This is a genomic window from Burkholderia seminalis DSM 23518, assembly GCF_902832885.1.
GTDB classification, from domain to species: domain Bacteria; phylum Pseudomonadota; class Gammaproteobacteria; order Burkholderiales; family Burkholderiaceae; genus Burkholderia; species Burkholderia seminalis.
Genome location: NZ_CADFDK010000003.1, coordinates 355,542 through 380,468, shown reverse-complemented (window position 1 = coordinate 380,468; position 24,927 = coordinate 355,542). Strand labels below are relative to the sequence as shown.

The window sequence follows — 24,927 nt, the reverse complement described above, 5'->3', positions numbered from 1 at the left end:
GTCGACAGAATCACAGAACAAAAATCGTTGGCAAACATTTTTTGGACGAATCTCGAGCGGTTCGCGAAGCGCCCCGGAATTCACAAGAAAATGCGTTGTTTTAGCGCATGAAATGCACAATACGGGCGACAGTAAACACCAGCTGCGGGCACGTGCGCCAAATTGGCTCAGCGTCGAATCTTTTTGAAAAAAGTGTATACAGTCGTGAATATGGATGCTTAGAATTCAACCCACTCGACACGGAAGCGGAGGCGGTGCGATGGAAATCAAGCGTTATGGCGCGGGGGAACGGATGAGCCAGCTCGTGGTCGCGGGCGGCTTCGCGTTCATTGCCGGACAGGTGGCCGACGACACCGCGCTCGACGTCGCCGGCCAGACCCGCCAGATCCTCGACAAGATCGACCGGCTGCTCGATGGCGCGGGGCTCGACAAGCGCAGGATCGTGTCCGCGAGCATCTGGCTTGCCGATCACCGGAGCTTTGCCGACATGAACCGGGTCTGGGATGCGTGGGTGCCGCAGGGCGACGCGCCGGCGCGCGCCTGCGTGGAGTCGGCGCTCGCGTTTCCCGAATACACGGTCGAAATCGCGGCGATCGCCGCGTGCTAGCGGGGGACGCGCGATGAAGACGGTCGTGCTCGGAGGCGGCATCGTCGGTGTGACGACCGCGTACTTTCTCGCGAAGGCCGGCGACGAGGTCGTGGTGGTCGACCGGCGCGACGGCGTCGCGCTCGAGACGAGCTTCGCGAACGCGGGACTGATCGCGCCGGGGCATTCCTATACGTGGGCCTCCCCGCGCGCGCCGAAGATCCTGCTCAAGTCGCTGTTTTCGGACGGGCAGGCGTTGCGCCTGAAGTGGTCGCCGGACTGGCGGATGTGGGCGTGGTGCCGTCTGTTCCTGCGGAACTGCACGGCGGAGCGCTCGCGCCGGAACACGTCGATCAAGGTGCGGCTGTGCCGCTACGCGCAGCAGCAGCTGCAGTCCGCGACCCGCGACGAGGTGCTCGCGTACGACCGGATCAGCAGCGGCTTGCTGTATCTGTACCGCGATCCCGCATCGTTCGAGCGCGGCATCGCGAACATGCGGATTCTGTCCGAGAACGGCTTGCCGCTCGAGACGCTCGATTCGCGCGCGGTGATCGAGCGCGAGCCCGCGCTTGCCGGCGCGGCGGATGCGATCGCCGGTGCGATCTACTGTCCGTCCGACGAGAGCGGCGATGCGCACCTGTTCACCCGGGCGCTCGCCGAACGCTGCCGCGCGCTCGGTGTCGAGTTCCGTTTCGGCACCACGATCGACGGCATGCGCGCGAGCGCGGACGCGGTGGACTACGTGCAGACGTCGCAGGGCCGCGTGAGCGGCGACCGCTACGTGCTCGCGCTCGGCGCGTACTCGCCGTTCGTCGCGCGCGGGCTCGGCTACCGCTTGCCGATCTATCCGGTGAAAGGCTATTCGGTCACGCTGCCGATCGACGCACGCCACGAACCGCCGACGCTCGGCGGCGTCGAGGAAAACCAGCTCGTCGCATGGGCGCGGTTCGGCGACCGGCTGCGCCTGACCGCGACGGCCGAATTCAGCGGCTACGACACGACCCACACGCCCGCGGACTTCGCGCACATGCTGGCGACCGCGCGGGCGCTGTTTCCGAACGGCGCCGACTACACGAAGCCGTCGTACTGGGCCGGATTGCGGCCGATGACGCCGGAGGGCACGCCGATCATCGGTGCGACCCGCCATCGCAATCTCTTTCTCAACACCGGGCACGGCCACATGGGCTGGACGATGTCGTGCGGTACCGCGAAAATCGTCGCCGACCTGATCCACGGCCGGCAGCCCGACATCGACATTACCGGGATGACACTCCAGTGAGCGAACTTCTTACGACCCCCATGCAGCAGGATGCCGGTTCGTACGCGCGCTTCGGCTTCTCGCTCGATGCGGGCATCGCGCGCCGCGCGGCGATCGGGCTCGTCGTGCTCGCGACCGACCATACGATCGAATACGAATGGCGGCGCGTGCTCGCGCTCGACGGCGTCGCGTTCTACGAGAGCCGGATCGCGAACTCCGCCGACATCACCGCGGAGACGCTCGCGCGGATGGACGGCGGGATCGCGGCGGCCGTCGAGCTGATCCGCCCCGGCGAACGCCTCGACGTGGTCGCGTTCGGCTGCACGTCCGCGTCGACGGTGCTCGGCGAGGAGCGCGTGTTCGAGCGGATCCGCGAAGCGCGGCCGGGCGTCGCGTGCACGACGCCGATCACCGCGGCACGGGTCGCGCTCGGTGCGCTGGGCGCGCGCGGCGTCGCGCTGCTCACGCCGTACGAGCGCTCGATCAACGAAGCCATGGCCGCCTACCTGCGCGCACGTGGCGTCGACGTCGTCAGGGCGGGCTCGTTCGAGCATCGCGACGACAACGAGGTGGCGCGGATCGACCGCGCGTCGATCGAGCGCGCGGTGCTCGCGCTGGCCGCCGATCCGGCGGTGGACGCGGTGTTCGTGTCGTGCACGAGCCTCCGGCTCGTCGACGCGCTCGCGGAGATCGAGGCGCGCGCCGGCAAGCCGGTCCTGTCGAGCAATCACGCGCTTGCGTGGCATGCGCTGCGGCTCGCGGGCGTCGACGATCCGGTGCCGGGTTTCGGGCGCCTGTTGATGCAATGACGGTGGCCGCAGCACCCGAGGCGCCCGCAGGCCGGTTCATGGCCGATAATGACGGTCGCCGACAGACGAAGGAGGAGGCGAAATGGCAGCGAATTCCGTGCTTGGCGGCCGCGAGACACTGGCGCCGAAACGCGCGGGCCTGACGGTCAACGAGATTTACGAGCAGTTGAAGCAGATGGCCGTGCTGTACAAGATCCGGCCGGGCGAGCGGGTCAACGAGCTTGAACTGGCGGAGCGGTTCGACGTCAGCCGCACGCCGATCCGGGAAGCACTGAACCGTCTCGTCGCGGAGAACCTGCTGGTCTTCGTGCCGAATCGCGGATTCTTCATCCGCCAACTGGAAGGGAAAGACGTGTTCGATCTCTTTGAGCTGAGGCGTTCGATCGAGTCGACCGCGGTGATGCTCGCATGCGAGCGGGCGTCCGACAACGACATCAAGACCCTGCGCCGCTTCTGGCGGCAGGTGATGAAGAGCGCATCGCGGATGCCGTCGTCGGAGCTCGTCCTGAAGGACGAACTGTTTCACCTGGAGCTTGCCGCGCTGTCGGGCAATGCGGAGATCGGACGCGTGCTGCAGGGCATCAACGCGCGGATTCACTACGTGCGGTGGGTCGACGTCGATCAGCGGCGCGACGAGGCCTTCACCGAGCACCTGGAGATCCTGGACGCGCTCGCCGCGCGCGACACGGAACGTTGCGTTGCATTGACCGACACGCACATCCGCTGGCGGATGGAGGAAATCACGCGGGTCGTGGAAGCGAGCGTCGTCAAGCTGTACGCGAAATAACGGGCGGCCCGCGATGCACGTGTGCATCGCGAGGCCGTACCGACGAGACGCAAGGCAAAGGAGGACGGGCCGCCCGCAACCCGGTGCGGCGCATCGCCACGCTTTCGTTACGAGGTGCCGTCATGAAACATGGCACGCTGGTCACGTTGTACAAGCCGTCCGCGGCGCAGATCGATCATTTGCTGGGCTTGCCCGCGTACAGTCCGGCCGTCGTTGCCGTCGACAACTCGCCGGTCGTCGATCGCGAACTGCACGCGCGGCTCGCCGCGCACGGCGTCGACGTGGTTGCGAACCACAACCGCGGCGGGATCGCCGGCGCGTTCAACGCCGGCGTGGAGTTTCTGATCCGCCGCGGTTGCGACGTCTTCTTCATCTTCGACCAGGATTCGACCGTGCCCGCCGACTATTTCGAGCGGATGCTCGCGGGGTGCGCGACGATCGGGGATACGCGCTTTCTGGTCGGGCCGCGGATCTTCAACCGCAACTTCCGGCGCAACCTGCCGCTCTTCACCGTGGGCCGCTGGTCCGCGCGGATCACGCCGATCGGCGACGGCGCGCACGGCTTGCTGCCGTGCTCGGTGATCATCTCGTCCGGCACCGCGATCTCGCTCGACGCCTATCGCGCCCTCGGGCGGTTTCGCGAGGATTTCTTCATCGACCATGTCGATGCCGAGTACTGCATGCGTGCGCAGGCGAACGGCGTGCCGGTGCGCGTGAACGCGGACGTGTCGCTGCCGCACGAACTCGGCAGTCCGTCGGCCCGGCAGCACTGGCCGCGCGTCGAGATCTTCGACCAGAGCGCACTGCGCCATTACTACGCGGCCCGCAATTGCATCCTGGTCGCCCGCGACTACTGGCGCCGCTATCCGGCCATGCTGCTGATCAACCTGATCACGCTGAAGCACGTGGCGTTCATCCTGCTGCATGCCCGCGACAAGCGAACCAAGCTGCACGCGATTCTGTGCGGCGTGACGGACGGGCTGCGCGGCCGGTACGGCAGGGTCTGAACCAACGTATGACGACGTGCGAAATATCGTTTCATCATTTATGTAATCCTAAATAATAGAGGCGGACAAGATGATTCACGACACGCAGGCCACTCGCCGCTATACGGGCGCGTTTTCCGTCGCGCCGACCATTTTCACCGAATCGGGCGAACTGGACCTGGAAGGGCAGATGCGTTGCGTCGACTTCATCATCGACGCGGGCGCCGACGGGCTGTGCATCCTCGCGAACTACTCGGAGCAGTTCTCGCTGTCCGACGACGAACGCGAGCGGCTCACCGGGATGATCCTCGAGCACGTCGCGGGGCGGGTGCCCGTGATCGTGACCACGACCCACTTCAATCCGGTGATCTGCGCGGCACGCAGCCGGCGCGCACAGGCGGCCGGTGCGGCGATGGTGATGATCATGCCGCCGTATCACGGCGCGACGATCCGCTGCGGCGAGGCGGCGATCGGCGCGTTCTTCTCGGAGGTTTCCGACGCGATCGACATTCCGATCATGTACCAGGACGCGCCGATGAGCGGCACGCAGGTATCGGCGGCGTTCCTCGCGCGGCTCGCGCGCACGATTCCGAACCTGCGCTATTTCAAGATCGAGGTGCCGCATTCGGCGGCGAAGCTGCGCGAGCTGATCGCGCTCGGCGGCGACGCGATCGAGGGGCCGTGGGACGGCGAGGAGGCGATCACGCTGCTCGCCGATCTCGACGCGGGCGCGACCGGCAGCATCCTCGGCGGCGGGTATCCGGACGGCCTGCAGCCGATACTGGCCGCCTATCGCGCCGGCCGTCGCGACGAGGCGGTGGCCGGCTACGAGAAGTGGCTGCCGCTCATCAACTATGAAAACCGCCAGGCCGGGCTGCTCGCCTGCAAGGCGCTGATGAAGGCGGGCGGCGTGATCGCGTCGGACGCGCCGCGGCGCCCGCTGGTGCCGCTGCACCCGCAGACGCGCGCGGGCCTCGTGGAGATCGCGCGGCGGCTCGACGCGTGCGTGCTGCGCTGGGCGCGCTGACGCGCCTGCCTGTTTCCTTTTCCCCTGCGAGGAATGTCCCGATGAGCATGCCCACGATACGACACATCCGCGCGCTGACGGTGCGCGGCGGCGGCGCCGACTACCACGACCAGGGCGCGGACCACTGGATCGACGATCACATCGCGACGCCGATGGCGCGTTACCCCGAATACCGGCAGAGCCGGCAGTCGTTCGGCATCAACGTGCTCGGCACGCTCGTGATCGAGATCGAGGCGAGCGACGGCACGGTCGGTTTCGCGGTGACGACGGGGGGCGAGATCGGCGCGTTCATCGTCGAGCGCCATCTGGCGCGTTTCATCGAAGGTCAGCGCGTGACCGACATCGAGAAGATGTGGGATCAGATGTTCCACGCGACGCTCTATTACGGACGCAAGGGCGTGGTGCTGAACGCGATCTCCGGCGTCGACCTCGCGTTGTGGGACTTGCTCGGCAAGGTGCGCGGCGAGCCGGTGCACCAGTTGCTCGGCGGCAAGGTGCGCGACGAACTGCAGTTCTACGCGACCGGCGCGCGGCCGGACCTCGCGAAGGAGATGGGGTTCATCGGCGGCAAGCTGCCGCTGCATCATGGTCCGGCGGAGGGCGACGACGGCTTGCGCCGCAACCTCGATGAACTGGCCACGATGCGCGAGCGTGTCGGCGCCGATTTCTGGTTGATGCTCGACTGCTGGATGAGCCTCGACGTGCGCTATGCAACCCGGCTCGCGCACGAGGCGCACGCCTACGGGCTCAAGTGGATCGAGGAGTGCCTGCCGCCCGACGACTACTGGGGGTATGCGCAATTGCGCCGCGCGGCGCCGCCCGATCTGCTCGTGACGACGGGCGAGCACGAGGCGACGCGCTGGGGCTTCCGCATGTTGCTCGAGATGGGCTGCTGCGACATCATCCAGCCCGACGTCGGCTGGTGCGGCGGAATGACGGAACTCGTCCGCATTTCGGCCCTCGCCGACGCGCATGGCGTGCTGGTGGTGCCGCACGGCTCGTCGGTCTACAGCTATCACTTCGTGACGACGCGGCACAACAGCCCGTTCGCGGAATTCCTGATGATGGCGCCGCAGGCGGATCGCGTCGTGCCGATGTTCGATCCGCTGCTGCTCGACGAACCGGTGCCGAGCGGCGGACGGATGAAGGTGCCGGACACGCCCGGGTTCGGTGTGCGGCTCAATCCGGCCGTGCGCACCGAACGGCCCTACACGCACTGAGCCGCCGCGATGAAACTGCTCGAGAACAAGGTGGTCGTCGTCACCGGCGGCTCGCGCGGCATCGGCCGGGCGATCGCGCTTGCATGCGCGCGGCATGGCGCCGACGTCGTCGTCAATTACTGGGCCAACCCGCTGCTGCCGGCGCAGTCGGATCACGCGCTCGACGCGCTGATCGACGAGATCGGGGCGACCGGCCGGCGCGCGCTCGCGGTGCCGGGCGACATCGCGCGGCCGGACACCGCGGACGAACTGGTCGAGCGGGCCGTCGCTGCGTTCGGCCGGATCGACGTGCTGGCGAGCAATGCGGGGATCTGCCCGTTCCACGCGTTCCTCGACCTGCCCGCCGACCTGCTGCGACGCACGATGGAGGTCAACCTGCACGGCGCGTTCCACGTGACCCAGGCGGTCGCGCGCCAAATGGCCAGGCAAGGCGACGGCGGCGCGATCGTCGCGACCAGTTCGATCAGCGCGCTGGTCGGCGGCGGCATGCAGACGCACTACACGCCGACGAAGGCCGGCGTGCATGCGCTGATGCAGTCGTGCGCGGTCGCGCTCGGCCCGCACCGGATCCGCTGCAATTCCGTGCTGCCGGGCACGATCCGCACCGAGATCAACGAAGCGGATCTCGCGGCGCCCGGCAAGGCCGAGTACTTCGAGCAGCGGATTCCGCTCGGCCGCCTCGGCGAGCCCGACGACGTCGCGGACTGCGTGGTGTTCCTCGCGTCGGACCTGGCACGCTACGTCAACGGCGCGGCGCTGCTCGTCGACGGCGGCCTGTACGTGAACCTGCAATGAAGGGGGCGGACATGGAGACGATCGCGTTCAGGATGCGGCTGCATCGCGGGCGCAAGGACGAGTATCGGCGGCGCCACGACGCGATCTGGCCGGCGCTCGCCGACGCGCTGCGCGCGGCCGGCATCGCGGACTACTGGATTTTCCTCGACGACGAAACGGATTGCCTGTTCGCCGTCCTGAAACGCCCGGCCGGGCACCGGATGGCCGAGCTCGCGCAGGCCGACGTGATGCGCCGGTGGTGGGCGTACATGGCCGACCTGATGGCGACGGACGAGGACGGGCGGCCGCTCGAAAAACCGCTGGAACCGATGTTCCATCTCGCGTGACCGTCAGGAGGCGCCATGCAGGTCGTCGATCCACATGTGCATTTCTGGGATGCCGATGCGTTGAGCTACGGCTGGCTCGACCGCGCGCAGCCGGCGTTCTCCGGGCCGGTGGCCGCGCTGCCGCGCGCCTATGGCCCGGCCGACCTGCGCGCGGACGCGGGCGAGATCGATGTCCTGAAAGTCGTGCACGTCGAGGCGATCCATGACGCGTGGACCACGCCGAGCGAGGTCGAATGGCTGCAGGCGCTCGCGGATGCGCCGGCGAGCGGCGGCATGCCCGAGGGCATCGTCGCGGGCGTCGACCTGTCGCGTGCCGACGCGCCCGCGCGGCTCGAGGCGGCCGCCGCCTGCGCGAACGTGCGCGGTATTCGTCAGGTGCTGAACCGTCACGCGAACCCCTGGTACAACTACGTCGACCGGGACTATCTCGACGATCCCGGCTGGCGCGCGCATTTCGGGTGGCTCGCCCGGCTCGGGCTGTCGTTCGACCTGCAGCTCTATCCGTCCCAGGTCGAGGCCGCGCTGGCCCTGGTCGACGCGCATCCGGACACGGTCTTCATCGTCAATCACGCGGGCATGTTCGTCGACCGCGACAGCGTGCACGGCTATCGCGCGTGGCGTACCGGGCTGCACGGGCTCGCCCGCCGCGAGAACGTCATGCTCAAGCTGAGCGGGCTTGCGATGTTCGATCACCAGTGGACGGTCGAGAGCTTCCGGCCCTATGTGCTCGAGGGCATCGACGCGTTCGGCGCCGCGCGATGCATGTTCGCGTCGAATTTTCCGATCGACCGGCTGCATGCCGGCTATCCGGCGCTCTGGCGAGCGTATGCGGACATCGTCGCCGGCGCGAGCGATGCGGAACGGCAGGCGCTGTTCATCGGCAATGCGGAACGGATCTATCGCCTCTGACCACTCGCCGCATGCATGGCGCCGCCCGTTGCGGCGCGCTTGACGCAAGTCAAGCCCGCCGGCCGCCCCGCCCGCGAAGATGAACCGCCATCATCGGCGGGGAGGGGCGTCGTGGAGCACCATGCGGAGGGTTTGCGGGGCGGGCGCTGGTCGCTGCCGGCGCCGGGCTGGCGGGATCTCGCCGCGATGCTGATCGTCGTCGGGTTCCTGTTGCTGGCCGGCCTCTCGGCGCACCAGATGGCCGGCCCGCTGGCGGTGGCGCCTCCCCCGGCCATTTCGCTGTCGCCCGCGGCGCTGCCCGGCTACGCGCTGCGCACCGTCGCGCGCATGTTTGCGGCACTGCTCGCGTCGATCGTCTTCACGTTCGTCTATGCGACCGCCGCGGCGCGCAGCCGTCGCGCCGAGCGCGTGCTGATCCCGCTGCTCGACGTGCTGCAGTCGGTGCCGATCCTCGGCTACCTGTCGTTTACCGTGCCGTTCTTCCTGGCGCTGTTTCCGGGGCGGATGCTCGGCGCCGAGTGCGCGGCGATCTTCGCGATCTTCACCAGCCAGGCGTGGAACATGACGTTCAGCTTCTACCAGGCGTTGCGCACCGTGCCGCTCGATCTCGACGAGGCCAGCCGCAGCTTCCGGCTGTCGGCATGGCAGCGCTTCTGGCGCCTCGACGTGCCGTTCGCGATGCCGGGGCTCGTCTGGAACGCGATGATGTCGATGTCGGGCGGCTGGTTTTTCGTGGTCGCGGCCGAGGCGATCGCGGTCGGCAGCCGGCGCGTCGACCTGCCGGGCGTCGGCGCCTTCGTCGCGCAGGCGATCGCGAATCGCGACCTCGCGGCCGTGGGCTGGGCGATCGTCGCGATGAGCGTCACGATCGCCCTGTACGACCAGTTGTTGTTCAGGCCGCTGGTCGCGTGGTCGGAGCGGTTCCGTTATGGCGATGCGTCGCCCACGGTCGCGTCGCGCAGCTGGATGCTCGACCTGTTCCACCGATCGCCATGGATCGCCCGTGGGGTCGGCCCGGTCCGGGCGGTGTTGCGCCGGGCGGCGCGCGCGCGGCTGTGCGGGTTCGTGCCGGCATGGCGCGCCCGGATCGCGCTGCCGCGCCACGCGGGCGACGTGCTCGGGTTTGCACTGTGCGGGGCGGGATGCGTGTATGCGGCGGTCGAACTGTACCGGCACGGACGTGCGACGCTCACGTGGACGGACCTGCGTGTCGTCGCGAGCGAAGGCGCGCTGACGTTCGTGCGCGTGACCGTGCTGGTCACGATCGCGTCGGCGATCTGGGTGCCGGTCGGCATCGCGATCGGTCTGCGGCCGCGCGTAGCCGCCCGCATCCAGCCGGTCACGCAGTTCCTCGCCGCGTTTCCGGCCAACCTGCTGTTTCCGGTCGCGGTGTTCGCGATCGTGCACCTGCGGCTCGAACCCCGCATCTGGCTGTGCCCGCTGATGATATTGGGCGCGCAATGGTATGTCCTGTTCAACGTGATCGCCGGGGCGAGCGCGTTCCCGGCCGACCTGCGCGAAGCGGCCGCGTGCTTTCGGGTACGGCCGGCGACCTGGTGGCGACACGTGATGCTGCCCGGCGTCCTGCCGTACTTCGTGACGGGCGCGATTACCGCGTCGGGCGGCGCATGGAACGCGAGCATCGTCGCCGAGGCCGTGAGCTGGGGCGGCACGCGCCTGGATGCCGGCGGACTCGGCGCCTATATCGCGCGGATGACCGACGCCGGCGACTATCCGCGTATCGCGCTCGGCGTCGCCGCGATGTCGCTGCTCGTGATCGCGACCAACCGGCTCGTGTGGCGCCCGATGGTCGCGTTCGCGGAACGCCGCACGCGGCTCGATTGAGCCCTCAACCGATCCTTTACGCACGGGAGACGCGGGTGCCGAACCTCAGCGAAGACACCGAACGCAACGTCACGCACGCGGCGGCGCCACCGCCCGACCCGGCGGCGGTCGTGCTCGAGATGCGGGCCGTATCCCGATCGTTCACGGAGCCGTCCGGCGAGCCGCGGCACGTGCTGGCCGACATCGACCTCGCGCTGCACACGGGCGAGATCCTGGGGCTGCTGGGCCGCTCCGGTTCGGGCAAATCCACGCTGTTGAGGATCGCCGGCGGGCTCGTCAGACCCTCGTCCGGGACGGTGACGTATCGCGGTGCGCCGCTCGCCGGTCCGACCGACGGCATCGCGGTGGTATTCCAGACCTTCGCGCTGTATCCGTGGCTGACCGTCCTCGAAAACGTCGAGCTCGGCCTCGACGCGCTGGGTCTTGCGCCGGGCGATGCCCGCGCCCGCGCGGCCGCCGCGATCGAGCTGATCGGGCTCGACGGGTTCGAATCGGCGTTTCCCCGCGAACTGTCGGGCGGCATGCGTCAGCGGGTCGGTTTCGCCCGCGCGCTCGTCAGCGAACCCGTGCTGCTGTTGATGGACGAACCGTTCTCCGCGCTCGACGTGCTGACCGCCGAAACGCTGCGCACCGACTTTCTCGACCTGTGGGATGCGCACCAGCTGTCGACGCGGTCGGTGCTGATGGTGACGCACAACATCGAGGAAGCCGTGCTCATGTGCGATCGCATCCTGGTGCTCGGCGGCGGCCCGGCGCACGTCGAGGCGACGCTGAACGTGCCGCTGCCGCGCCCGCGCAGCCGGCACGATCCGGCCGTGCAGGCGATCGTCGGCAAGATCTATGCGGCGCTGACGGCACGCATCGCCGATGCGACGGCCGACCGCGCAGCGACGGGCGGTGCGCTGGCCATGAAACTGCCTAACGTGTCGAGTCACCACCTCGCCGGATTCGTCGAGACGCTCGCGGCCGCGCCGTACGACGGGCATGCGGAACTCGGCACGATTGCAGCGGCGCTCGCGCTCCGGGTCGACGCGCTCCATTCGACGGCGGCCGCGCTCCATCTGCTCGCGTTCGCCGAATGGCGCGACCGGACCATCCGGCTGAGCGCCGCGGGCCAGGTGTTCGCGCAAAGCGACGACGATGCGCGGCGGCGCCTGTTTCGCGAGCACGTCGTCCGATTCGTGCCGCTCGCCGAGCATATCGACGAAGTGCTCGGCGAACGCGAGGGGCGTCGCGCGCCGCGCGAGCGTTTCGAACTCGAACTGGAGGATCGTCTCGATCCGCGCAGCGCGGACCAGGCGCTGCGGGTCGTGACCGACTGGGGCCGTTACGCGGGACTGTTCGACTACGACGACCACACCCGCACGTTCGGCCGCTGACCGTCACGGCGATGGGGCGGCCCGGCCGTGTGCCGGCGGGATTCGCCCCGCGCGCCTACGCGCGCAGTGCGGCGAGCAGCGGCGACCAGAACGCGCGGCTGCCATATTCGGCGGCGTCGCGGTCGGTATCGAAGCGGACGGCGATCGCCGCTTCGGCTTCGGTCAGCGGATCGGCGTGCTCGATCTGCCGGGCCAGCACGGCGGTGTCGGCATCGGAGGCATCGCCTCCGCGTGCCGCCCGGGCAGCGACACGCGCGGCAAGCGTTGCCGGGCTCGCGGTGAAATCCAGTATCGCGACGCGCACGCCGAGCCGTGCGGCGAGCGCGATGAACGCTGCCCGGTGGCACCCGCGCAGGAACGTGGCGTCGACGATCGCCGTGTAGCGGCTGTCGAGCACTACGCGAGCCGTCGAAAGCAGTCCGTCGTAGATCTCGTCGATCGCCGTGTCCGAATACGCATTCGAGGGCAGGCGGGTGCCGGCCGAGGCGCCGGCCACGCGCTTGCGTGTGTCGTCGCTGGACAACCGGATCGCGCCGAGCCGCTCGGCCAGTGCGCGGCTGGCCAGCGATTTGCCCGAGCCGGACAGCCCGTGACACAGGAGCAAAACCGGTTGCGCATCGCGTCGTGCGTCGGCCATCGCCGACGCCGTGCGCAGATAGCGCTCGCGCGCCGCTTCGTCGCCGCGCAGCCGGGCGGTCAGCGCGCGCACCAGCGCACGGTAGACGAAGTAGCACGGCAGCACGCCCAGTGCCGCGGGGTCGCCCGTGCGTGCCAGCCAGCCGGAAAGGAGGCGCCGGGCGCAATCCTCGCGTCCGCGGGCGGAGAAATCCATCAGCGCGAACGCGAGATCGCTCGCCACGTCGATCCAGCGCAGCGCGTCGTCGAATTCGATGCAGTCGAACATCAGGATCCGGTTCCGCCAGCGCACGATGTTGTCGAGATGCAGATCCCCGTGGCACGCGCGCACGAAACCGCGCGACTGCCGAGCGGCGAGCAGCGGCGCGATGCGGATCAGTTCGGCGTCGTACCAGGCGCGCAGCGCGGCTTCGTCCGGCACCGTGACGTCGAGCGTGTCGAGCAAGGGGCGGCACTGGGCCGCGACGCCGGCGGCGCTACCGGGATGGCCGCGCGGCGCACGGCGCGGCGCATGCAGATGGTGGCGGGCCAGCGTATCGGCGAGGGCGTCCGCATCCGCGAGACCGTCGTCGTGCGATGCGCTGCGAGCCGACAACATCGCGTGCGCGTCGAAACGGCGCATGCGCACCACGTACTCGCCCGGCACCGTCCGCTGCCGGCGCCCGCCGGTCGGCACCGGTGCCCCGAACGCGCAGCGCCGGCCGTGCGCGAGGAGCGGCCAGACGCCCAGGTACAACGGGCCGGCAAACGGCCGGTTGAGCACGCACTCCGCGAGCGCGCAGCGGCGCCGCCGCGCCGGCCGCACGAGATCCACGAAGGCGAAGCGCACCGGCTTGATGCGCTTGTACGCATAGCGCCCGGCCAGATAAACGACGGACAGATGGGTTTCGATCCGCTCGATCCGGCCCGCGGGGTGCGGATAGGTGGCAGGTCGGCGCATGGCGCGATCGAATTGCGTCGACTGTCGTCGCGTGTTTCCGCGACTCGGCACGAACGGGGGATGCGGCGCTCGGGACATGATGAACGAATGGGTTGTACGGGTGCGTCTGCGCGTTGCCGCACCCGGCGGGTTGGATTCGACACGAGCCTGCGCGCTCCCGTCTGCCCGATGTCGCCGGACCGGCAGGCCGGGCATTGCCGACTCGATGAGCCGTATTGCAGCCGAGCGCGGCGCATTCCGGCTTGATGCCGGTCAAGCCGGAGGCGCGAAAGCGCGCTTGATGCAGGTCAACGGCGGCCGCCGACGCGGCGCATACAGTCGGCTGTGGCGCCTGCGTCAAGCGGCGCGCGACCATGTGCGGCATTCACGGCCTCATTCACGGCCCGAGAGGCATTGACGATGAAACGACGAGCGTTCGCGATGATCGTGCTGCTCGCGCTGGGCGCCTGCGCCGGCGCGGAGCGATCCGCGACATTCAGGACGATGGAAACACGACTGCTCGCGATGCGTCAGGCCGCATCGCTGCCGTGTTCGACACCGTCCGAATGCGACCGTGCGTGGAGCCGCACGCGGCGCTACGTCCAGGCGCATTCGTCGACCCGGATCACGCGATTCGGTGCGGACCGGATCGAGACGGCGCAACCGTATGCGGCGGGACAAGTCTATCTCTGGGCGTCGCGCGTGGAATCGGGCGGCGGCGGCGCGGTGATCCGGCTCAAGGCGATGTGCAAGGGCATGTACGACACCGACGGCGGCCCCGGCTGGCAATACGATGTGTGCGCGCGGAAGATCCTTGAAATCGAGCAGGGCTTCCGGCCTGATGAGAACCCGCCGAGCTAGCGTCGGATGCCGCCGATTCCGGGCCACGCGGTGCCGCGCCTCCCGGTCGGCCGGATGCCGGCCGCTCGGGCCCGCATGCCGCGGCTGCCGCCAGTCTCCACGCGTGCCGGTTTCATCGCGGTTTCAAACCGTTGACCCCGGTCAACGCGCGCCGGCGGCGAGCGCCGATGATGGAAGCGAATCCGGACGCCGCTCGCGCGTCCGTTCCTCAGCGAGGCCCGCATGTACACGACGATCATGGTTGCGACGGACGGCAGTCCTACGGCGAATCAGGCGCTCGACGCAGGCCTGAGAATGGCCAAAGTGTGCGGCGCCCGCCTGGTCGCCGTGTTCGTCGTCGACAAATCCGCGCTGCTCGCCTACCGCGGCCGCATCGAGCCGGAAGCCTTGCTCGACGAGATCCGGCGCCACGGCGCCGCGATCTTGCACGATGCCGACCGGACGATCGCGCGCGCCGCCGTCAACGGCGAGACGGACCTCGTCGAGACCGATTTCGGTCAGGATGTCGCGGAGCGCCTGCAGCGCTACGTCGTCGATCATTCGATCGATCTGGCCGTGGTCGGCACGCATGGTCGACGCGGTGTCCGGCGGCTGGTGCTCGGCAGCGTTGCCGAGCGCTTCCTCCGCGCATCGCGTTGCCCGGTCCTGCTCGTGCGCGGCGAGGATGCCGCGCACGCGACGGTCGCGGCGGCCTAGTCCCGCCGTCGGCCCGTGCGTTACCCGCCCAGGTGATCATCATGCAGATCTCGTTTCCTTCCGAACATCCGACGTATTGCGACCTCGATTCCGCACTGAGCTTTCCGGCGCTCGTCGAGGGCCGCCGCGTACGCTGCGCGATCACCGCGGCCGCGCTGGAAGATCATTTCCGCGCGGCATCTCCTCGCGAGCCGGACCTCGTCGACGCATTCGCACGCCATCGTCCCGCGATCGAGCGCGCCGCGCGCTGCCTGCTCGAGGAAATCGGCGGACGGCCGATCCTGCTCCATAGCGGCCATTTCCGGTTCTGCACGTAATCGGCCGCCGCCCTTGACGCGCTTCAAGCGCGTGCCGGGGCGCGGAGGTACGCTGGAATTCGAAAGATCATTCGTCCCACGCGCGGCATTGGGTGCCGCGCCATCCGGTCTTCATCGCGGCCGCTGCTGTCGGGACGAGCGCACCGGCTGCACGTCATCCCTATGAGGAGTGCGAATCATGAGCAACATGACGCGTTACGATCCGTTTTCGATCGAACCCGTGGCCGATCTGTTCCAGGGTCTGTTCAGGCCGCTGCGCGGCATGACGCTGGCCGACGAGCCCGATCTCGCATCGATGAAGATCGACGTCACGGAAAACGACAAGGCGTACACGGTGAACGCGGAGCTGCCCGGCGTCGCGAAGGACGACATCGACGTCCAGGTGACGGGCAACACCGTATCGATCCACGCGAAGATCGAGCGCAACAACGAGCAGAAGGACGGCGAGCGCGTGATCCGGCGCGAGCGCTACAGCGGTGCGATCAGCCGCTCGTTCTCGCTGTCCGGCGACATCGACGATGCGAACGCGAAGGCGACCTATCAGGATGGCGTGCTGTCGCTGACGCTGCCGAAGAAGGCGCCGGTCGGGCAGAAGAAACTCGCGATCAGCTGATCGGACGACGGGCAACGGGCGATGCGGGCACGCGTCGCCCATCGGGAGGATCCGGCGCGCGGAGCGATCCGCGCGCCGTCTGGCAGGCGCGGCCGCCTCCGCGCTCACGCATGCGAGGGCGCACTGCCGGTCCGATAGCCGACCGTCTGCGCGAGGATCGGCAACTCGTCCTCGTTCAGCCGCAGCGCGTCGGCGAGCGTGCGGTGATTGATCCAGCCGCGCACGACGGTGCCGAGGCCGGCCGCCGCGCAGTACAGCGAGACGTTCTGCGCGATGGCGCCGGCCGCGATTGCCGAGAACACGTCGCGTTGCTGGGGCGGCATGTCGAGTATCGCGGCCGTCCGGACGACGTAGACGAGATCCAGCGGCGCGCGGCCGACGAAGTCCTGATAGCCGGTCAGGTTGCGCGCATCGACGGCATGCTTGAGCACGAGCCGGTGCGCGGGCGCATCGTAACGATAGACACCGCCAGGCAGCGCCACGTAGATGTCGATTTCGTTGAACGCGTGCGCGGACGGCGCGGTTCGGCCGCCGCTCGCCGGCCGGTTGATGCCGTCCGCCGCCCACAACAGCGTGCCGAGCGTCACCGGCGGGAGCGGCGCGGCGGCGAATTCGCGGGAACTCATGCGGGTCGCGAGCGCGGCCATCAGCGGCACGTCGTTGTCGAGCATCGGGCGCGGCAGGTCGATGATCTCCGGCGAGTCGCCCTCGGGCGACGCCGGCCGCGCGGCGGGCGCCGGCGAATAGGCCAACAGGTGCGGTGCGGTCATGCGAGTCTCCTTGAAGCGTGATTGCGCGTGCCTGGAACCTCGCGCATCGGCGATCTCACGATAAGGCGGCTGGGCCGTATCGGCTTGATTTCCGTCAAGCAGCGCACCGGCCGGCCACGACTTGCGGCGTGCGGCATCCGTTGACCTGCATCAGCGACCGGGCGCCGCGCGTGTGCAACGCTGACGACGTGCGGCGGACAGGCGCGCCGCGGCTCACAGGAGAGCAGACGATGAAAACCGACAAGCAGTTGAAGCAGGATGTCCAGGACGAACTGGAGTCCGACCCGTCGATCGATTCGACCCGCATCGGCGTCGAGGTGGCCGACCGGATCGTGACGCTTTCGGGTCATCCGCCGAGCTACGCGGAGAAGCTGGCGATCGAGCGTGCGGCGAACCGCGTGGGCGGCGTCAAGGCGCTCGTCGTCGACATGACCGTGCATCTGCCGGACGACGACGTGCGCACCGACGAGGACATCGCGAAAGCGGTGCGTTCGGTGCTGCACTGGACGGTCGGGCTGCACGACGACGCGGTCAAGGTGCAGGTCGAGCGCGGCTGGATCACGTTGTCGGGCAGGGTCGACTGGGCGTACCAGAGCCACCTGGCCGTGCGCGCGATCTCGCAGATGCGCAGCGTGACGGGCGTGACTGACCACATCGCGGTGCAGGGCACGGTCGGTTCGGACGACATCGGCGGCAACATCAAGCGCGCGATCATGCGTCACGCGGAGCGTGAGGCGAAGCACATCGCGATCGACGTGCACGACGGTACCGTGCGGCTGTCCGGCAAGGTCGGCTCGTTTTCCGAACGCAAGGCCGTGCGGGGTGCCGCGTGGTCCGCGCGCGGCGTGCGTGCCGTCGTCGACGACCTGGTGGTCGAGTAAGTCCGGCAGGCGGACGGGCGGTCCACGGCGATCCGGCAGGGTCGCCGGATGACGCTTTCAGGTGCACTTCACGAAACGGGCGGGGCGGTTGCGATCGAGACGGTCGCGGCCGCAACGGGCGGCTTCCGCTGCCGGCCCCACGTCACGCTCGAATCACCGGACGGTATCCGCGGGCGGACGTTCGAGCACGGCGGGACGCACGGGATCGAGCGCGAAGCCGCGACGGATTCGCTGCGCGCCCGGGTCGTCCGCGCCCGACTATTGCGTTTGCCGCGTCTTGCGCGAGACGCGCCGGTGCCGCGCGCGCTTTCTCCGGCAGGCACGCACATGTCGTTCCGGCTGCCGGACATGACGGGCGACCGCATCGGTCACGGTCGGAAAGAAGCTGGCCGCGCCGAATGCGTCGAACAGGCCGTAGGCGCGCAGGCGATCCTTCACCGGCCCCTTCATTTCCGCGAAATTCATCGCGATGCCGCGCTCCCCGAGTTCCTCGCGCAGCGCGACGAGCCGGTCCGCGGCGCTGACGTCGATGTCGGTGACGGGCTCGGCGGCGATCACGATTCGCGTGACCGGGCCGGCCGCTCGTGCGATCGCGGCATCCAGATGCTCGCAGAAGATCTCGACGTTCGCATAGAAGAGCGGCGCATCCCAGCGAAACAGCACGAGCCCCGGCGTTTGCACGGCGTCGGGATGCCGCGCGACGTCGTGATAGCCGCGCACGCCGGTCAGCCGGCCCAGCACCGCGTCGTACGGGTGCCAGGCCCGCCAGACGAACGACAGCAGCGACAGTGCACTGGCGAGCAGGATGCCTGGCACGACGCCCATGCCGATCACGCCGGCGAAGCACAGCATCGAGATCAGGCATTCTCCGCGGCGCATCCGGTACAGCCGGACGACGCCGCGGACGTCGGCGATGCCGAACGCCGCGTAGATCACGACCGCGGCCAGCGCGGTGCGCGGGACGAACGTCAGCAGCATCGGCGCGGCAACGAGCAGTATCGCGATGCACGCGGCGGCGACGACGTTCGTGACCTGGCTTTGCGCGCCCGCGGCGATCGCGACCGGCGTGCGGGACGCGCTGCTGCTGACCGCGCAGCCCTGCGTCACGCCGGCCAGCAGATTGGCCGCGCCCAGTGCGATCAGCTCTTGGTTGCGGTCCGGCGCATCGCCCGCCCGTACGTACAGCGCGCGCGACAGCATGCTGATGTCGGCGAACGACACCAGCGCGACGGCGATCGCGCCGGACGCGAGTGCGCCCACGTCGGCCAGCGAGACGGCCGGCAGGTGCGGGGCGGGCAGGCCGGCCGGCAACGCGCCGACCGTCGCGACGCCGTGCAACGGCGGCAGGCGAGCGACGAGCGTTGCCGCCAGCACGGCGACCAATATGCCGGGCCCGCGCGGCGTCACGCGTTTGATCAGGAAAATGGCTGCCAGCACCGCGGCGCCGAGCAGGCCGGCGGCAAGGGAAAAACGGCCGTCGGCGAAGGCGTGCGCGATGCGCGGCAAGCTGGACAACACGTCGCTGCCCGACACGGGCATGCCGAACAATTCGGGCAACCGCCCGACGACGAGCGCGATCGCGATGCCGTTCAGGTAACCGTACTGGATCGGGCGCGACAGCAGGTCGGTGACGAAACCGAGACCGAGCGCACCGAACAGGATGCAGATCGCGCCCGCCGACAGCGCCAGCGCGCCCGACAGCGCGATCGCGCGCTGCGGATCATGGGCGGCGAGCGGGGCGATGGCACCCGCGATCAGCGCCGCCAGCGCGGAATCGGGGCCGAGAACGAGGATCCGGCTCGGGCCGAGCAGCGCATAGGCGAGCAATGCGGCGATCGATGCATGGAGGCCCGTAATGGCGGGCAGCCCGGCTGCCTGCGCGTAGCTCATGCCGACCGGCACCAGGATGGCCGAAAGCGCAATTCCCGCGTACAGGTCGCGCGCGAGCCACGCGCGCCGATAGTGCGCGAGCAGCGCCACGCCCGGAAGCATGCGGGCAACCCTTCCGGAAAACGGGCGGTTCATCGCGGCTTCATCGGGACAAGGTCGGGGCGCAAGGGTTGCCGTGCCCGGACAGGCAGCCGTTCATTGAAAGGTGGCCGCTCCCGAACGGACGCGCGACACCGCGCGGCGACAGCGGCCGTCGCAGCGGCGACGGCTGCCGATGCCCGCCGCCGCGATGCCGGGCATCACGCCGCCTTGAGCGCGGCAAGCTGCAGCGCCTGGGCGAAGCGGGCCAGCGTGGCGATCGATCCCGTCACGCTTTCGTACCGCTCGCGCCCGATCTGTCCGTCGAGTATCACCAGCATGCCGGCGTCCCGGGCGAGGGCGACGAGTGCCAGCGTGTCGAGCGCTGCCGTGTCGGACGCGGCAACCCGCATCCCCGAATCGGAACGATAGTCGGCGTTTGACATGACGTCTCTCCTGGTGGTTGCGCGATCGGCGTGCCGGTCGGCCGGTACCCGTGATTTCAGTATCGTTGCCGCGCGCCCGCGGTTCAATCAGCCTGCCCCGAAGTCGCGGTAGGAATCGCGCCCGTTCCGTCGGCCGATTCCTACACGGCACGTGGCGTCGAAGCCGCGTTGCAGCGTGCCGGCGCGCGTTCGCGCCGCCGCGCATACCAGCCGCCTATCGCTTGCCAGATCGCCGCGGCGGATTCGCAATACGTGAACAGTTCCAGGTCGCGGCGGTCGATCATCCCTTCGTCGGCAAGAAACGCCAGGTCGATCGCGCGGCGCCAGTACGCCTCGCCGACGAGGATGACCGGCAGCGGCGCGATCTTTCGGGTCTGTAGCAAGGTCAGCACCTCGAACAGTTCGTCGAAGGTGCCGTAGCCGCCGGGGAAGAAGACGGCCGCTTTCGCGCGCTCGAGCAGGTGCAGCTTGCGGATCGCGAAATAGTGGAACCGGAAGCCGAGCGCCGGCGTGATGTACGGATTGGGCGCCTGTTCGCGCGGCAGCTCGATATTGAAGCCGATGCTCGGCGCGCCGCGTTCGTAGGCGCCGCGGTTGGCGGCCTCCATGATGCCGGGACCGCCGCCCGTGACGATGGCGAGGCGCGCGGTGCGCGTGCAGCGGTCGGCATGCGCGACGATGCGCCCGAATTCGCGCGCGACGCGGTAATACACGCTGTATTCGACGAGCCGGCTGGCGATCGTGACGGCGCGCCGCCGGCCCGCGTCGTACGGACGCTCCGCCAGCAGGCGATTCGCTTCGTCCAGCCGCGCCTTCGCGACCGACGGCGCGACGATGCGCGTGCTGCCGTAGATCACGACCGCATGGCCGATCCGCTCGTTCTGCAGCCGCTCCTCGGCTTTCCAGTAATCGAATTGCAGCCGGATGCCGCGCATGCCGGCACCCTGCAGAAGGGTCGCGTCTTCCTCGGCCGGCGGCCGGTTCAGGGAATGGGCGCCGCGCCGCGGCCGGCGCGGGGTGCGCCCGCCGGCGGCCTTGCCGGCGACGGCCTCGGGCTTCGCGCGCGGCCGTTTGGCGCGGGCCTTCGCGAGCGTCGCGGCGGATGCGGGGCGGCGGCGTGCGCGGCCTCTTGCCATGCCGGCGGGCGCGCGTTTCACGAGGGTCGACATGAACGGAAGTGCCGCGCGCCGATCACTGGCTCAACACCCATTGCACGAGCTGATGCGCGTCGTCGGGAGACAGCGGCCCGCCGCGATCGACGGCGGACGGCATCGGCGTGTCGCCCCAATGCGCACGGCCGCCGACGCGCAGCTTGCGTTCCAGTTCCGCGGCGGCGTGCGGATCGCCGCGGTAGCGCTCGGCGATCTCGTGAAACGACGGCCCGAGGAACGTCATGTCGAGCGTATGGCAGAACATGCAGTGCTGGGCATTGACGAGTTCGGTCGGCTCGGGCACGGTCGTCTGCGCGGCGGCCGCGCCGGCCGCGCCGGCGATCACGCAGAGGGCGGCGCAACGCATGACGTTCATGTTCGGTTCCTCGTCGAGGTCAGGTGAAGGAGATCACGTCGTCGAGCGGGCGACGCGGCGAATGCGGCGTATGCGGACCGCGCCCGACGCGCAGCAGCAACTGCGGCTCGCCGCGCAGCCCGAGCATGTGGCGGAGGTGGGCACGCAGGCCGGCCGTCTCGATCGGCTGGTTCAGGTACGACGCGGTATAACCCGCGCGCGTCGCGACGAGCAGGATGCGCTCGAGCGCCTGGCCGGCGGCGAGCCACGCTTCGCGATCGTCGCGCACGGTCGCGATGCACACGATCAGCGGCGACGCACCGACGAGCTGGTGATGCAGCGCGGCGAGCCCGTTGCCGAGATCGAAGGTCCGTACCGCCATCGTCACGACGGGCGCGGCGAAGTCCAGCAACGACGGCACGCCGGCCGCGAAGGCCGGCATGCCGTCGACGTGCCGGCGCGGATCGATCCAGCTCGCCAGCTCGCGGCGAAAGCGCGGGTCCGCGAACTGCTGACGGTCGGCCTCGGCCACCAGCTCGGCGACGCGCGCGCGATGCGCGATCGAGTCGACGCACGCGACGTCGGCACCTTCCGCGACGCCCGCCGCGATCAGCGCCTGCTGGATCTCGTCCGGCACGGCCGTCGATTCGAACGGCGCGCGCGTGGTGACGCGCTCCGGAATCGCATCGAACAGCGCGCCGAGCGACGCATCGGAATAACCGTCGTCGCAGACCCGGACGAGTGCCAGTAGATCGGGATCGACTTCGGACGGAAACGTGCGGATCGTATGGGCGAGCCCGGCGTGATTGAGCGCGACTCGCAGGTTGAGCAACGCCGCGCCGCAGCTCATGATCAGCTCGCGATCGAACGGATCGACCACCGGCAGCGCGCGGACGCGGTCCGCGCAGACCGACATCGTGGTGCCGTTGACCAGGAAGCGCCACGGCTGGGAATTATGGCTGGACGGCGCCAGCACCGCGTAGCCCAGCAGCTCCCTCAGTTGCTGGTCGGGATGGGCGCTTGCGGCAAGCGGGGGAACGGATATCATCGATCATCTCCTGGTTGCCGCGCGGGCGGCGTCATGCCACTTCATCGTGTCAGCAACCGACCGGCGGCCGTTGACCCACGTCAAGCCCCCGTCATCGGGCGAGCCGCGCGCGTTGCGGTGCGGCTACGCTTGGAATGCGAAACGCGCGAGACCGATCGCGCAGGGAGGGGAGCATGCTCGCGATGATGTTTGACGGCACGACGCCGCACTTGCGCGAAGCGCGCGTGCCGGATCCGTCGCCCGCGCCGGGCCAACTGCTGATCGACGTGCATGCATGCGGCGTGTGCCGGACGGATCTTCACGTCGTCGACGGCGAGCTCGCGCATCCGAAGCTGCCGCTGATTCCGGGGCACGAAATCGTCGGAACGGTGCGCGCGATGGGTGCGGGCGTGACGGGCTTCGCGGTGGGCGACCGCGTGGGTGTTCCGTGGCTCGGCTCGACGTGCGGGCATTGCGCGTATTGCACGTCCGGCCGCGAGAACCTGTGCGACACCGCCGGATTCACCGGCTATACGATCGACGGCGGCTACGCCGAGCGTGCGGCCGCCGATCACCGGTATTGCGTGCATCTGCCGCGGCGCTATGCCGACCTGGAAGCCGCGCCGCTCCTGTGCGCGGGCCTGATCGGCTACCGAACCTTGCGCATGGCGGGCGACGCGCGCCGCATCGGCATCTATGGCTTCGGTGCGGCGGCGCATCTCGTCGCGCAGGTCGCGCATGGCGAAGGACGCGAGGTGTTCGCGCTGACGAAGCCCGGCGACACGGACGCGCAGCAGCTCGCGCTGTCGCTGGGCGCCGCATGGGCCGCCGGCAGCGACGAAACGCCGCCGGAGCCGCTCGATGCGGCGCTGATCTTCGCGCCGGTGGGCGCGCTGGTGCCGGCCGCGCTGCGCGCGGTCGACAAAGGCGGGATCGTCGTGTGCGGCGGCATTCACATGAGCGACATCCCGGCCTTTCCGTACGCGTGGCTGTGGGGCGAACGCCGCATCGCGTCGGTGGCCAACCTGACCCGTGCGGACGCAGTCGAATTCATGCGGGTCGCCGCCGCGATGCCGCTGCGGGTCGAGGCAGTGCGCTACGCGCTGACCGACGCGAACCGCGCACTCGACGACCTGCGCGGCGGACGCGTATCGGGCGCCGCCGTGCTGGGCATGCGCGGCTGATCCGCCCGACGGCGCCGCGGCGCGCTCAGATTTGCCGCAGGCCTTCCGAATCGACGATCCGGATCTGCTTGCCCTGCGCCGCGACGAGCCCCTTGTGCTGGAATTTCGACAACATGCGGCTGACCGTTTCGAGCTTCATGCCGAGGTATTCGCCGATCTCGTCGCGCGTCATCCGCAGCACGAATTCCGCGGCCGAGTAGCCGCGCGCCTTGAAGCGCGCGGAAAGATTGAGCAGGAACGCGGCCACCCGCTGCTCGGCGCTCATCGTGCCGAGCAGCAGCATCTGGGACGATTCGCGCACGATCTCGCCGCCCATCATCTGGTACACGTGATGCTGCATCGGCCGCACTTCGCGGCACAGCTGCTCGAGCTGGCCGAACGGGATGATGCAGACCGTGCTGTCCTCGAGCGCGACCGCGTCGCCGTTGTGATGCCCGGTGTGCACGCCATCGAGCCCGAGCGATTCGCCGACGATCTGGAAGCCGGTGATCTGCTCGTCGCCGTCGCGATGCATCATGATGGTCTTGAACGACCCGGTCCGCACCGCATAGATGCTGGTGAAGGCGTCCCCCGCGCGAAACAGCGTTTCGCCGCGCCGGACGTGGCGCGTCGTGCAGATCATCGCGTCGACGCGCGCGAAATCGTCGGGAGAAAGATCGGGCGGCATGCAGACGGTACGCAACGCGCATGTCGAACAGCGGGACGCGGCGCGCTTGGGCTGATCCGCCGGCTCGACGGAGCGCAGCGGGATGAACGGGGGTAACGGCATGGTCGTCGGGACTTCGGCACTGCTCTGCATGATCGGCTCCTGTTCGGCGGCAGCGGCGGTTCGCCGTCGGGCGGGATCGCGCTGGCCGTTGTAGCGGCGGTCTTGGTGTCTGCCGCCTTCCTGTCGGGAAAGCCCGCCGGACGCGCCGGAGACCGCTACGCCGGTCTCGTCGATGATGCTGCCCTGGCTCCGGGAGGCACGTTTGCTCGTTTTTCTTGATGCGAAGTATGGAGGTTGCGCGGCGTCAAGAAAATCAGCCGGAATTGAAGTTGCGGTAGGGGAGAGGGAAGCCTTGTAGGACGTTTCCTACAGCGCTGCGGCATCTTGTCGCGAGCGTCGCCGGCGTGCGCCGGACACGGACGGCGGATGGCGCTTCGCCGCGCCGATGCGTCCGGTCCCTCCGCGCG

General features: G+C 69.2%; 26 protein-coding genes. 18 read left to right on the top strand and 8 right to left on the bottom strand.

Annotation, left to right across the window (positions count from 1 at the left end):
• The first annotated feature begins 259 nt into the window (after positions 1 to 259).
• From HWX00_RS12305 to HWX00_RS12250, 12 genes are all read left to right on the top strand, one after another.
• Positions 260 to 607 carry a RidA family protein gene (locus HWX00_RS12305; protein WP_034192093.1) on the top strand — a complete coding sequence of 116 codons (348 nt, stop codon included), beginning with the start codon at positions 260 to 262 and terminating at the stop codon, positions 605 to 607.
• 13 nt (positions 608 to 620) lie between these two features.
• The gene (locus HWX00_RS12300; RefSeq protein WP_049032443.1) at positions 621 to 1,865 is read left to right on the top strand and encodes a D-amino acid dehydrogenase; all 1,245 of its coding nucleotides are present in this window, start codon (positions 621 to 623) and stop codon (positions 1,863 to 1,865) included.
• A 20-nt stretch (positions 1,866 to 1,885) separates the two neighbouring features.
• On the top strand, positions 1,886 to 2,653 hold the full coding sequence (locus HWX00_RS12295) for a maleate cis-trans isomerase family protein (RefSeq protein ID WP_034192095.1): 768 nt from the start codon (positions 1,886 to 1,888) through the stop codon (positions 2,651 to 2,653).
• A gap of 82 nt (positions 2,654 to 2,735) precedes the next feature.
• Positions 2,736 to 3,440 (top strand): GntR family transcriptional regulator, encoded by a 705-nt coding sequence (locus HWX00_RS12290; protein WP_034192096.1) that lies wholly within the window; start codon positions 2,736 to 2,738, stop codon positions 3,438 to 3,440.
• 122 nt (positions 3,441 to 3,562) lie between these two features.
• Positions 3,563 to 4,447, top strand: a complete 885-nt coding sequence (locus HWX00_RS12285; RefSeq protein ID WP_034192097.1) for a glycosyltransferase family 2 protein — start codon at positions 3,563 to 3,565, stop codon at positions 4,445 to 4,447.
• 70 nt (positions 4,448 to 4,517) lie between these two features.
• Complete coding sequence (locus HWX00_RS12280) at positions 4,518 to 5,453, top strand: dihydrodipicolinate synthase family protein (RefSeq protein ID WP_175028273.1); 936 nt, start codon at positions 4,518 to 4,520, stop codon at positions 5,451 to 5,453.
• A gap of 41 nt (positions 5,454 to 5,494) precedes the next feature.
• Complete coding sequence (gene rhmD / locus HWX00_RS12275; RefSeq protein WP_034192099.1) at positions 5,495 to 6,673, top strand: L-rhamnonate dehydratase; 1,179 nt, start codon at positions 5,495 to 5,497, stop codon at positions 6,671 to 6,673.
• Positions 6,674 to 6,682: 9 nt separating this feature from the next.
• Positions 6,683 to 7,468, top strand: a complete 786-nt coding sequence (locus tag HWX00_RS12270) for an L-rhamnose 1-dehydrogenase Lra1 (protein WP_175028272.1) — start codon at positions 6,683 to 6,685, stop codon at positions 7,466 to 7,468.
• Between the two features lie 11 nt (positions 7,469 to 7,479).
• Positions 7,480 to 7,794 (top strand): L-rhamnose mutarotase, encoded by a 315-nt coding sequence (rhaM, locus tag HWX00_RS12265; protein ID WP_049032029.1) that lies wholly within the window; start codon positions 7,480 to 7,482, stop codon positions 7,792 to 7,794.
• 15 nt (positions 7,795 to 7,809) lie between these two features.
• Positions 7,810 to 8,703: an amidohydrolase family protein gene (locus HWX00_RS12260; protein ID WP_175028271.1), complete on the top strand. Its 894-nt coding sequence runs from the start codon at positions 7,810 to 7,812 to the stop codon at positions 8,701 to 8,703.
• Positions 8,704 to 8,814: 111 nt separating this feature from the next.
• Positions 8,815 to 10,548: an ABC transporter permease gene (locus HWX00_RS12255; protein ID WP_175028270.1), complete on the top strand. Its 1,734-nt coding sequence runs from the start codon at positions 8,815 to 8,817 to the stop codon at positions 10,546 to 10,548.
• A 119-nt stretch (positions 10,549 to 10,667) separates the two neighbouring features.
• Positions 10,668 to 11,927, top strand: coding sequence for an ABC transporter ATP-binding protein (locus HWX00_RS12250; protein WP_175028292.1), 1,260 nt, complete (start codon positions 10,668 to 10,670; stop codon positions 11,925 to 11,927).
• Positions 11,928 to 11,982: 55 nt separating this feature from the next.
• On the opposite strand, the gene HWX00_RS12245 is transcribed toward HWX00_RS12250, so the two are convergent.
• Positions 11,983 to 13,581 carry a bifunctional aminoglycoside phosphotransferase/ATP-binding protein gene (locus HWX00_RS12245; protein ID WP_175028269.1) on the bottom strand — a complete coding sequence of 533 codons (1,599 nt, stop codon included), beginning with the start codon at positions 13,579 to 13,581 and terminating at the stop codon, positions 11,983 to 11,985.
• 321 nt (positions 13,582 to 13,902) lie between these two features.
• Here HWX00_RS12245 and HWX00_RS12240 point away from each other — a divergent pair, with 321 nt between their 5' ends.
• The 4 genes from HWX00_RS12240 (at position 13,903) to HWX00_RS12225 (ending at position 15,969) form a co-directional block, all read left to right on the top strand.
• Entirely contained in the window at positions 13,903 to 14,343 is a 441-nt protein-coding gene (locus HWX00_RS12240) for a hypothetical protein (protein ID WP_069706180.1), read from the top strand.
• 222 nt (positions 14,344 to 14,565) lie between these two features.
• Positions 14,566 to 15,039, top strand: a complete 474-nt coding sequence (locus HWX00_RS12235; protein ID WP_175028268.1) for a universal stress protein — start codon at positions 14,566 to 14,568, stop codon at positions 15,037 to 15,039.
• 41 nt (positions 15,040 to 15,080) lie between these two features.
• Positions 15,081 to 15,356 carry a DUF1488 family protein gene (locus HWX00_RS12230; protein WP_034192175.1) on the top strand — a complete coding sequence of 92 codons (276 nt, stop codon included), beginning with the start codon at positions 15,081 to 15,083 and terminating at the stop codon, positions 15,354 to 15,356.
• 178 nt (positions 15,357 to 15,534) lie between these two features.
• Positions 15,535 to 15,969 carry an Hsp20/alpha crystallin family protein gene (locus HWX00_RS12225; RefSeq protein WP_049030574.1) on the top strand — a complete coding sequence of 145 codons (435 nt, stop codon included), beginning with the start codon at positions 15,535 to 15,537 and terminating at the stop codon, positions 15,967 to 15,969.
• A gap of 104 nt (positions 15,970 to 16,073) precedes the next feature.
• Here HWX00_RS12225 and HWX00_RS12220 read toward each other — a convergent pair whose 3' ends face one another.
• Complete coding sequence (locus HWX00_RS12220) at positions 16,074 to 16,739, bottom strand: nitroreductase family protein (RefSeq protein ID WP_034192106.1); 666 nt, start codon at positions 16,737 to 16,739, stop codon at positions 16,074 to 16,076.
• Positions 16,740 to 16,969: 230 nt separating this feature from the next.
• Between HWX00_RS12220 and HWX00_RS12215 the strand changes: the two genes are divergently transcribed.
• Entirely contained in the window at positions 16,970 to 17,620 is a 651-nt protein-coding gene (locus HWX00_RS12215; protein ID WP_034192176.1) for a BON domain-containing protein, read from the top strand.
• A gap of 258 nt (positions 17,621 to 17,878) precedes the next feature.
• On the opposite strand, the gene HWX00_RS12210 is transcribed toward HWX00_RS12215, so the two are convergent.
• From HWX00_RS12210 to HWX00_RS12190, 5 genes are all read right to left on the bottom strand, one after another.
• Positions 17,879 to 19,645 (bottom strand): SulP family inorganic anion transporter, encoded by a 1,767-nt coding sequence (locus tag HWX00_RS12210; protein ID WP_175028267.1) that lies wholly within the window; start codon positions 19,643 to 19,645, stop codon positions 17,879 to 17,881.
• A 164-nt stretch (positions 19,646 to 19,809) separates the two neighbouring features.
• A complete protein-coding gene (locus tag HWX00_RS12205) occupies positions 19,810 to 20,001 on the bottom strand; it encodes a hypothetical protein (RefSeq protein ID WP_226193873.1) in 192 nt (63 codons plus the stop codon).
• Between the two features lie 173 nt (positions 20,002 to 20,174).
• Complete coding sequence (locus HWX00_RS12200; protein WP_226193830.1) at positions 20,175 to 21,203, bottom strand: LOG family protein; 1,029 nt, start codon at positions 21,201 to 21,203, stop codon at positions 20,175 to 20,177.
• A 22-nt stretch (positions 21,204 to 21,225) separates the two neighbouring features.
• On the bottom strand, positions 21,226 to 21,561 hold the full coding sequence (locus tag HWX00_RS12195) for a c-type cytochrome (protein WP_175028189.1): 336 nt from the start codon (positions 21,559 to 21,561) through the stop codon (positions 21,226 to 21,228).
• Positions 21,562 to 21,580: 19 nt separating this feature from the next.
• A complete protein-coding gene (locus HWX00_RS12190; RefSeq protein ID WP_034192111.1) occupies positions 21,581 to 22,588 on the bottom strand; it encodes an Acg family FMN-binding oxidoreductase in 1,008 nt (335 codons plus the stop codon).
• A gap of 173 nt (positions 22,589 to 22,761) precedes the next feature.
• Here HWX00_RS12190 and HWX00_RS12185 point away from each other — a divergent pair, with 173 nt between their 5' ends.
• Positions 22,762 to 23,751, top strand: coding sequence for a zinc-dependent alcohol dehydrogenase family protein (locus HWX00_RS12185; RefSeq protein ID WP_059560953.1), 990 nt, complete (start codon positions 22,762 to 22,764; stop codon positions 23,749 to 23,751).
• A gap of 25 nt (positions 23,752 to 23,776) precedes the next feature.
• On the opposite strand, the gene fnr is transcribed toward HWX00_RS12185, so the two are convergent.
• Positions 23,777 to 24,550: a fumarate/nitrate reduction transcriptional regulator Fnr gene (gene fnr, locus HWX00_RS12180; protein WP_175028190.1), complete on the bottom strand. Its 774-nt coding sequence runs from the start codon at positions 24,548 to 24,550 to the stop codon at positions 23,777 to 23,779.
• Positions 24,551 to 24,927 lie beyond the last annotated feature (377 nt).

What these genes read in the sequence shown, in the direction of transcription:
- HWX00_RS12305 (WP_034192093.1), top strand. Translation starts at nt 260, where the DNA reads ATGGAAATCAAGCGTTATGGCGCGGGGGAACGGATGAGCCAGCTCGTG.
- HWX00_RS12300 (WP_049032443.1), top strand. Translation starts at nt 621, where the DNA reads ATGAAGACGGTCGTGCTCGGAGGCGGCATCGTCGGTGTGACGACCGCG.
- HWX00_RS12295 (WP_034192095.1), top strand. Translation starts at nt 1,886, where the DNA reads ATGCAGCAGGATGCCGGTTCGTACGCGCGCTTCGGCTTCTCGCTCGAT.
- HWX00_RS12290 (WP_034192096.1), top strand. Translation starts at nt 2,736, where the DNA reads ATGGCAGCGAATTCCGTGCTTGGCGGCCGCGAGACACTGGCGCCGAAA.
- HWX00_RS12285 (WP_034192097.1), top strand. Translation starts at nt 3,563, where the DNA reads ATGAAACATGGCACGCTGGTCACGTTGTACAAGCCGTCCGCGGCGCAG.
- HWX00_RS12280 (WP_175028273.1), top strand. Translation starts at nt 4,518, where the DNA reads ATGATTCACGACACGCAGGCCACTCGCCGCTATACGGGCGCGTTTTCC.
- rhmD (WP_034192099.1), top strand. Translation starts at nt 5,495, where the DNA reads ATGAGCATGCCCACGATACGACACATCCGCGCGCTGACGGTGCGCGGC.
- HWX00_RS12270 (WP_175028272.1), top strand. Translation starts at nt 6,683, where the DNA reads ATGAAACTGCTCGAGAACAAGGTGGTCGTCGTCACCGGCGGCTCGCGC.
- rhaM (WP_049032029.1), top strand. Translation starts at nt 7,480, where the DNA reads ATGGAGACGATCGCGTTCAGGATGCGGCTGCATCGCGGGCGCAAGGAC.
- HWX00_RS12260 (WP_175028271.1), top strand. Translation starts at nt 7,810, where the DNA reads ATGCAGGTCGTCGATCCACATGTGCATTTCTGGGATGCCGATGCGTTG.
- HWX00_RS12250 (WP_175028292.1), top strand. Translation starts at nt 10,668, where the DNA reads ATGCGGGCCGTATCCCGATCGTTCACGGAGCCGTCCGGCGAGCCGCGG.
- HWX00_RS12245 (WP_175028269.1), bottom strand. Translation starts at nt 13,581, where the DNA reads ATGTCCCGAGCGCCGCATCCCCCGTTCGTGCCGAGTCGCGGAAACACG.
- HWX00_RS12240 (WP_069706180.1), top strand. Translation starts at nt 13,903, where the DNA reads ATGAAACGACGAGCGTTCGCGATGATCGTGCTGCTCGCGCTGGGCGCC.
- HWX00_RS12235 (WP_175028268.1), top strand. Translation starts at nt 14,566, where the DNA reads ATGTACACGACGATCATGGTTGCGACGGACGGCAGTCCTACGGCGAAT.
- HWX00_RS12230 (WP_034192175.1), top strand. Translation starts at nt 15,081, where the DNA reads ATGCAGATCTCGTTTCCTTCCGAACATCCGACGTATTGCGACCTCGAT.
- HWX00_RS12225 (WP_049030574.1), top strand. Translation starts at nt 15,535, where the DNA reads ATGAGCAACATGACGCGTTACGATCCGTTTTCGATCGAACCCGTGGCC.
- HWX00_RS12220 (WP_034192106.1), bottom strand. Translation starts at nt 16,739, where the DNA reads ATGACCGCACCGCACCTGTTGGCCTATTCGCCGGCGCCCGCCGCGCGG.
- HWX00_RS12215 (WP_034192176.1), top strand. Translation starts at nt 16,970, where the DNA reads ATGAAAACCGACAAGCAGTTGAAGCAGGATGTCCAGGACGAACTGGAG.
- HWX00_RS12210 (WP_175028267.1), bottom strand. Translation starts at nt 19,645, where the DNA reads ATGAACCGCCCGTTTTCCGGAAGGGTTGCCCGCATGCTTCCGGGCGTG.
- HWX00_RS12205 (WP_226193873.1), bottom strand. Translation starts at nt 20,001, where the DNA reads ATGCGGGTTGCCGCGTCCGACACGGCAGCGCTCGACACGCTGGCACTC.
- HWX00_RS12200 (WP_226193830.1), bottom strand. Translation starts at nt 21,203, where the DNA reads ATGTCGACCCTCGTGAAACGCGCGCCCGCCGGCATGGCAAGAGGCCGC.
- HWX00_RS12195 (WP_175028189.1), bottom strand. Translation starts at nt 21,561, where the DNA reads ATGAACGTCATGCGTTGCGCCGCCCTCTGCGTGATCGCCGGCGCGGCC.
- HWX00_RS12190 (WP_034192111.1), bottom strand. Translation starts at nt 22,588, where the DNA reads ATGATATCCGTTCCCCCGCTTGCCGCAAGCGCCCATCCCGACCAGCAA.
- HWX00_RS12185 (WP_059560953.1), top strand. Translation starts at nt 22,762, where the DNA reads ATGCTCGCGATGATGTTTGACGGCACGACGCCGCACTTGCGCGAAGCG.
- fnr (WP_175028190.1), bottom strand. Translation starts at nt 24,550, where the DNA reads ATGCAGAGCAGTGCCGAAGTCCCGACGACCATGCCGTTACCCCCGTTC.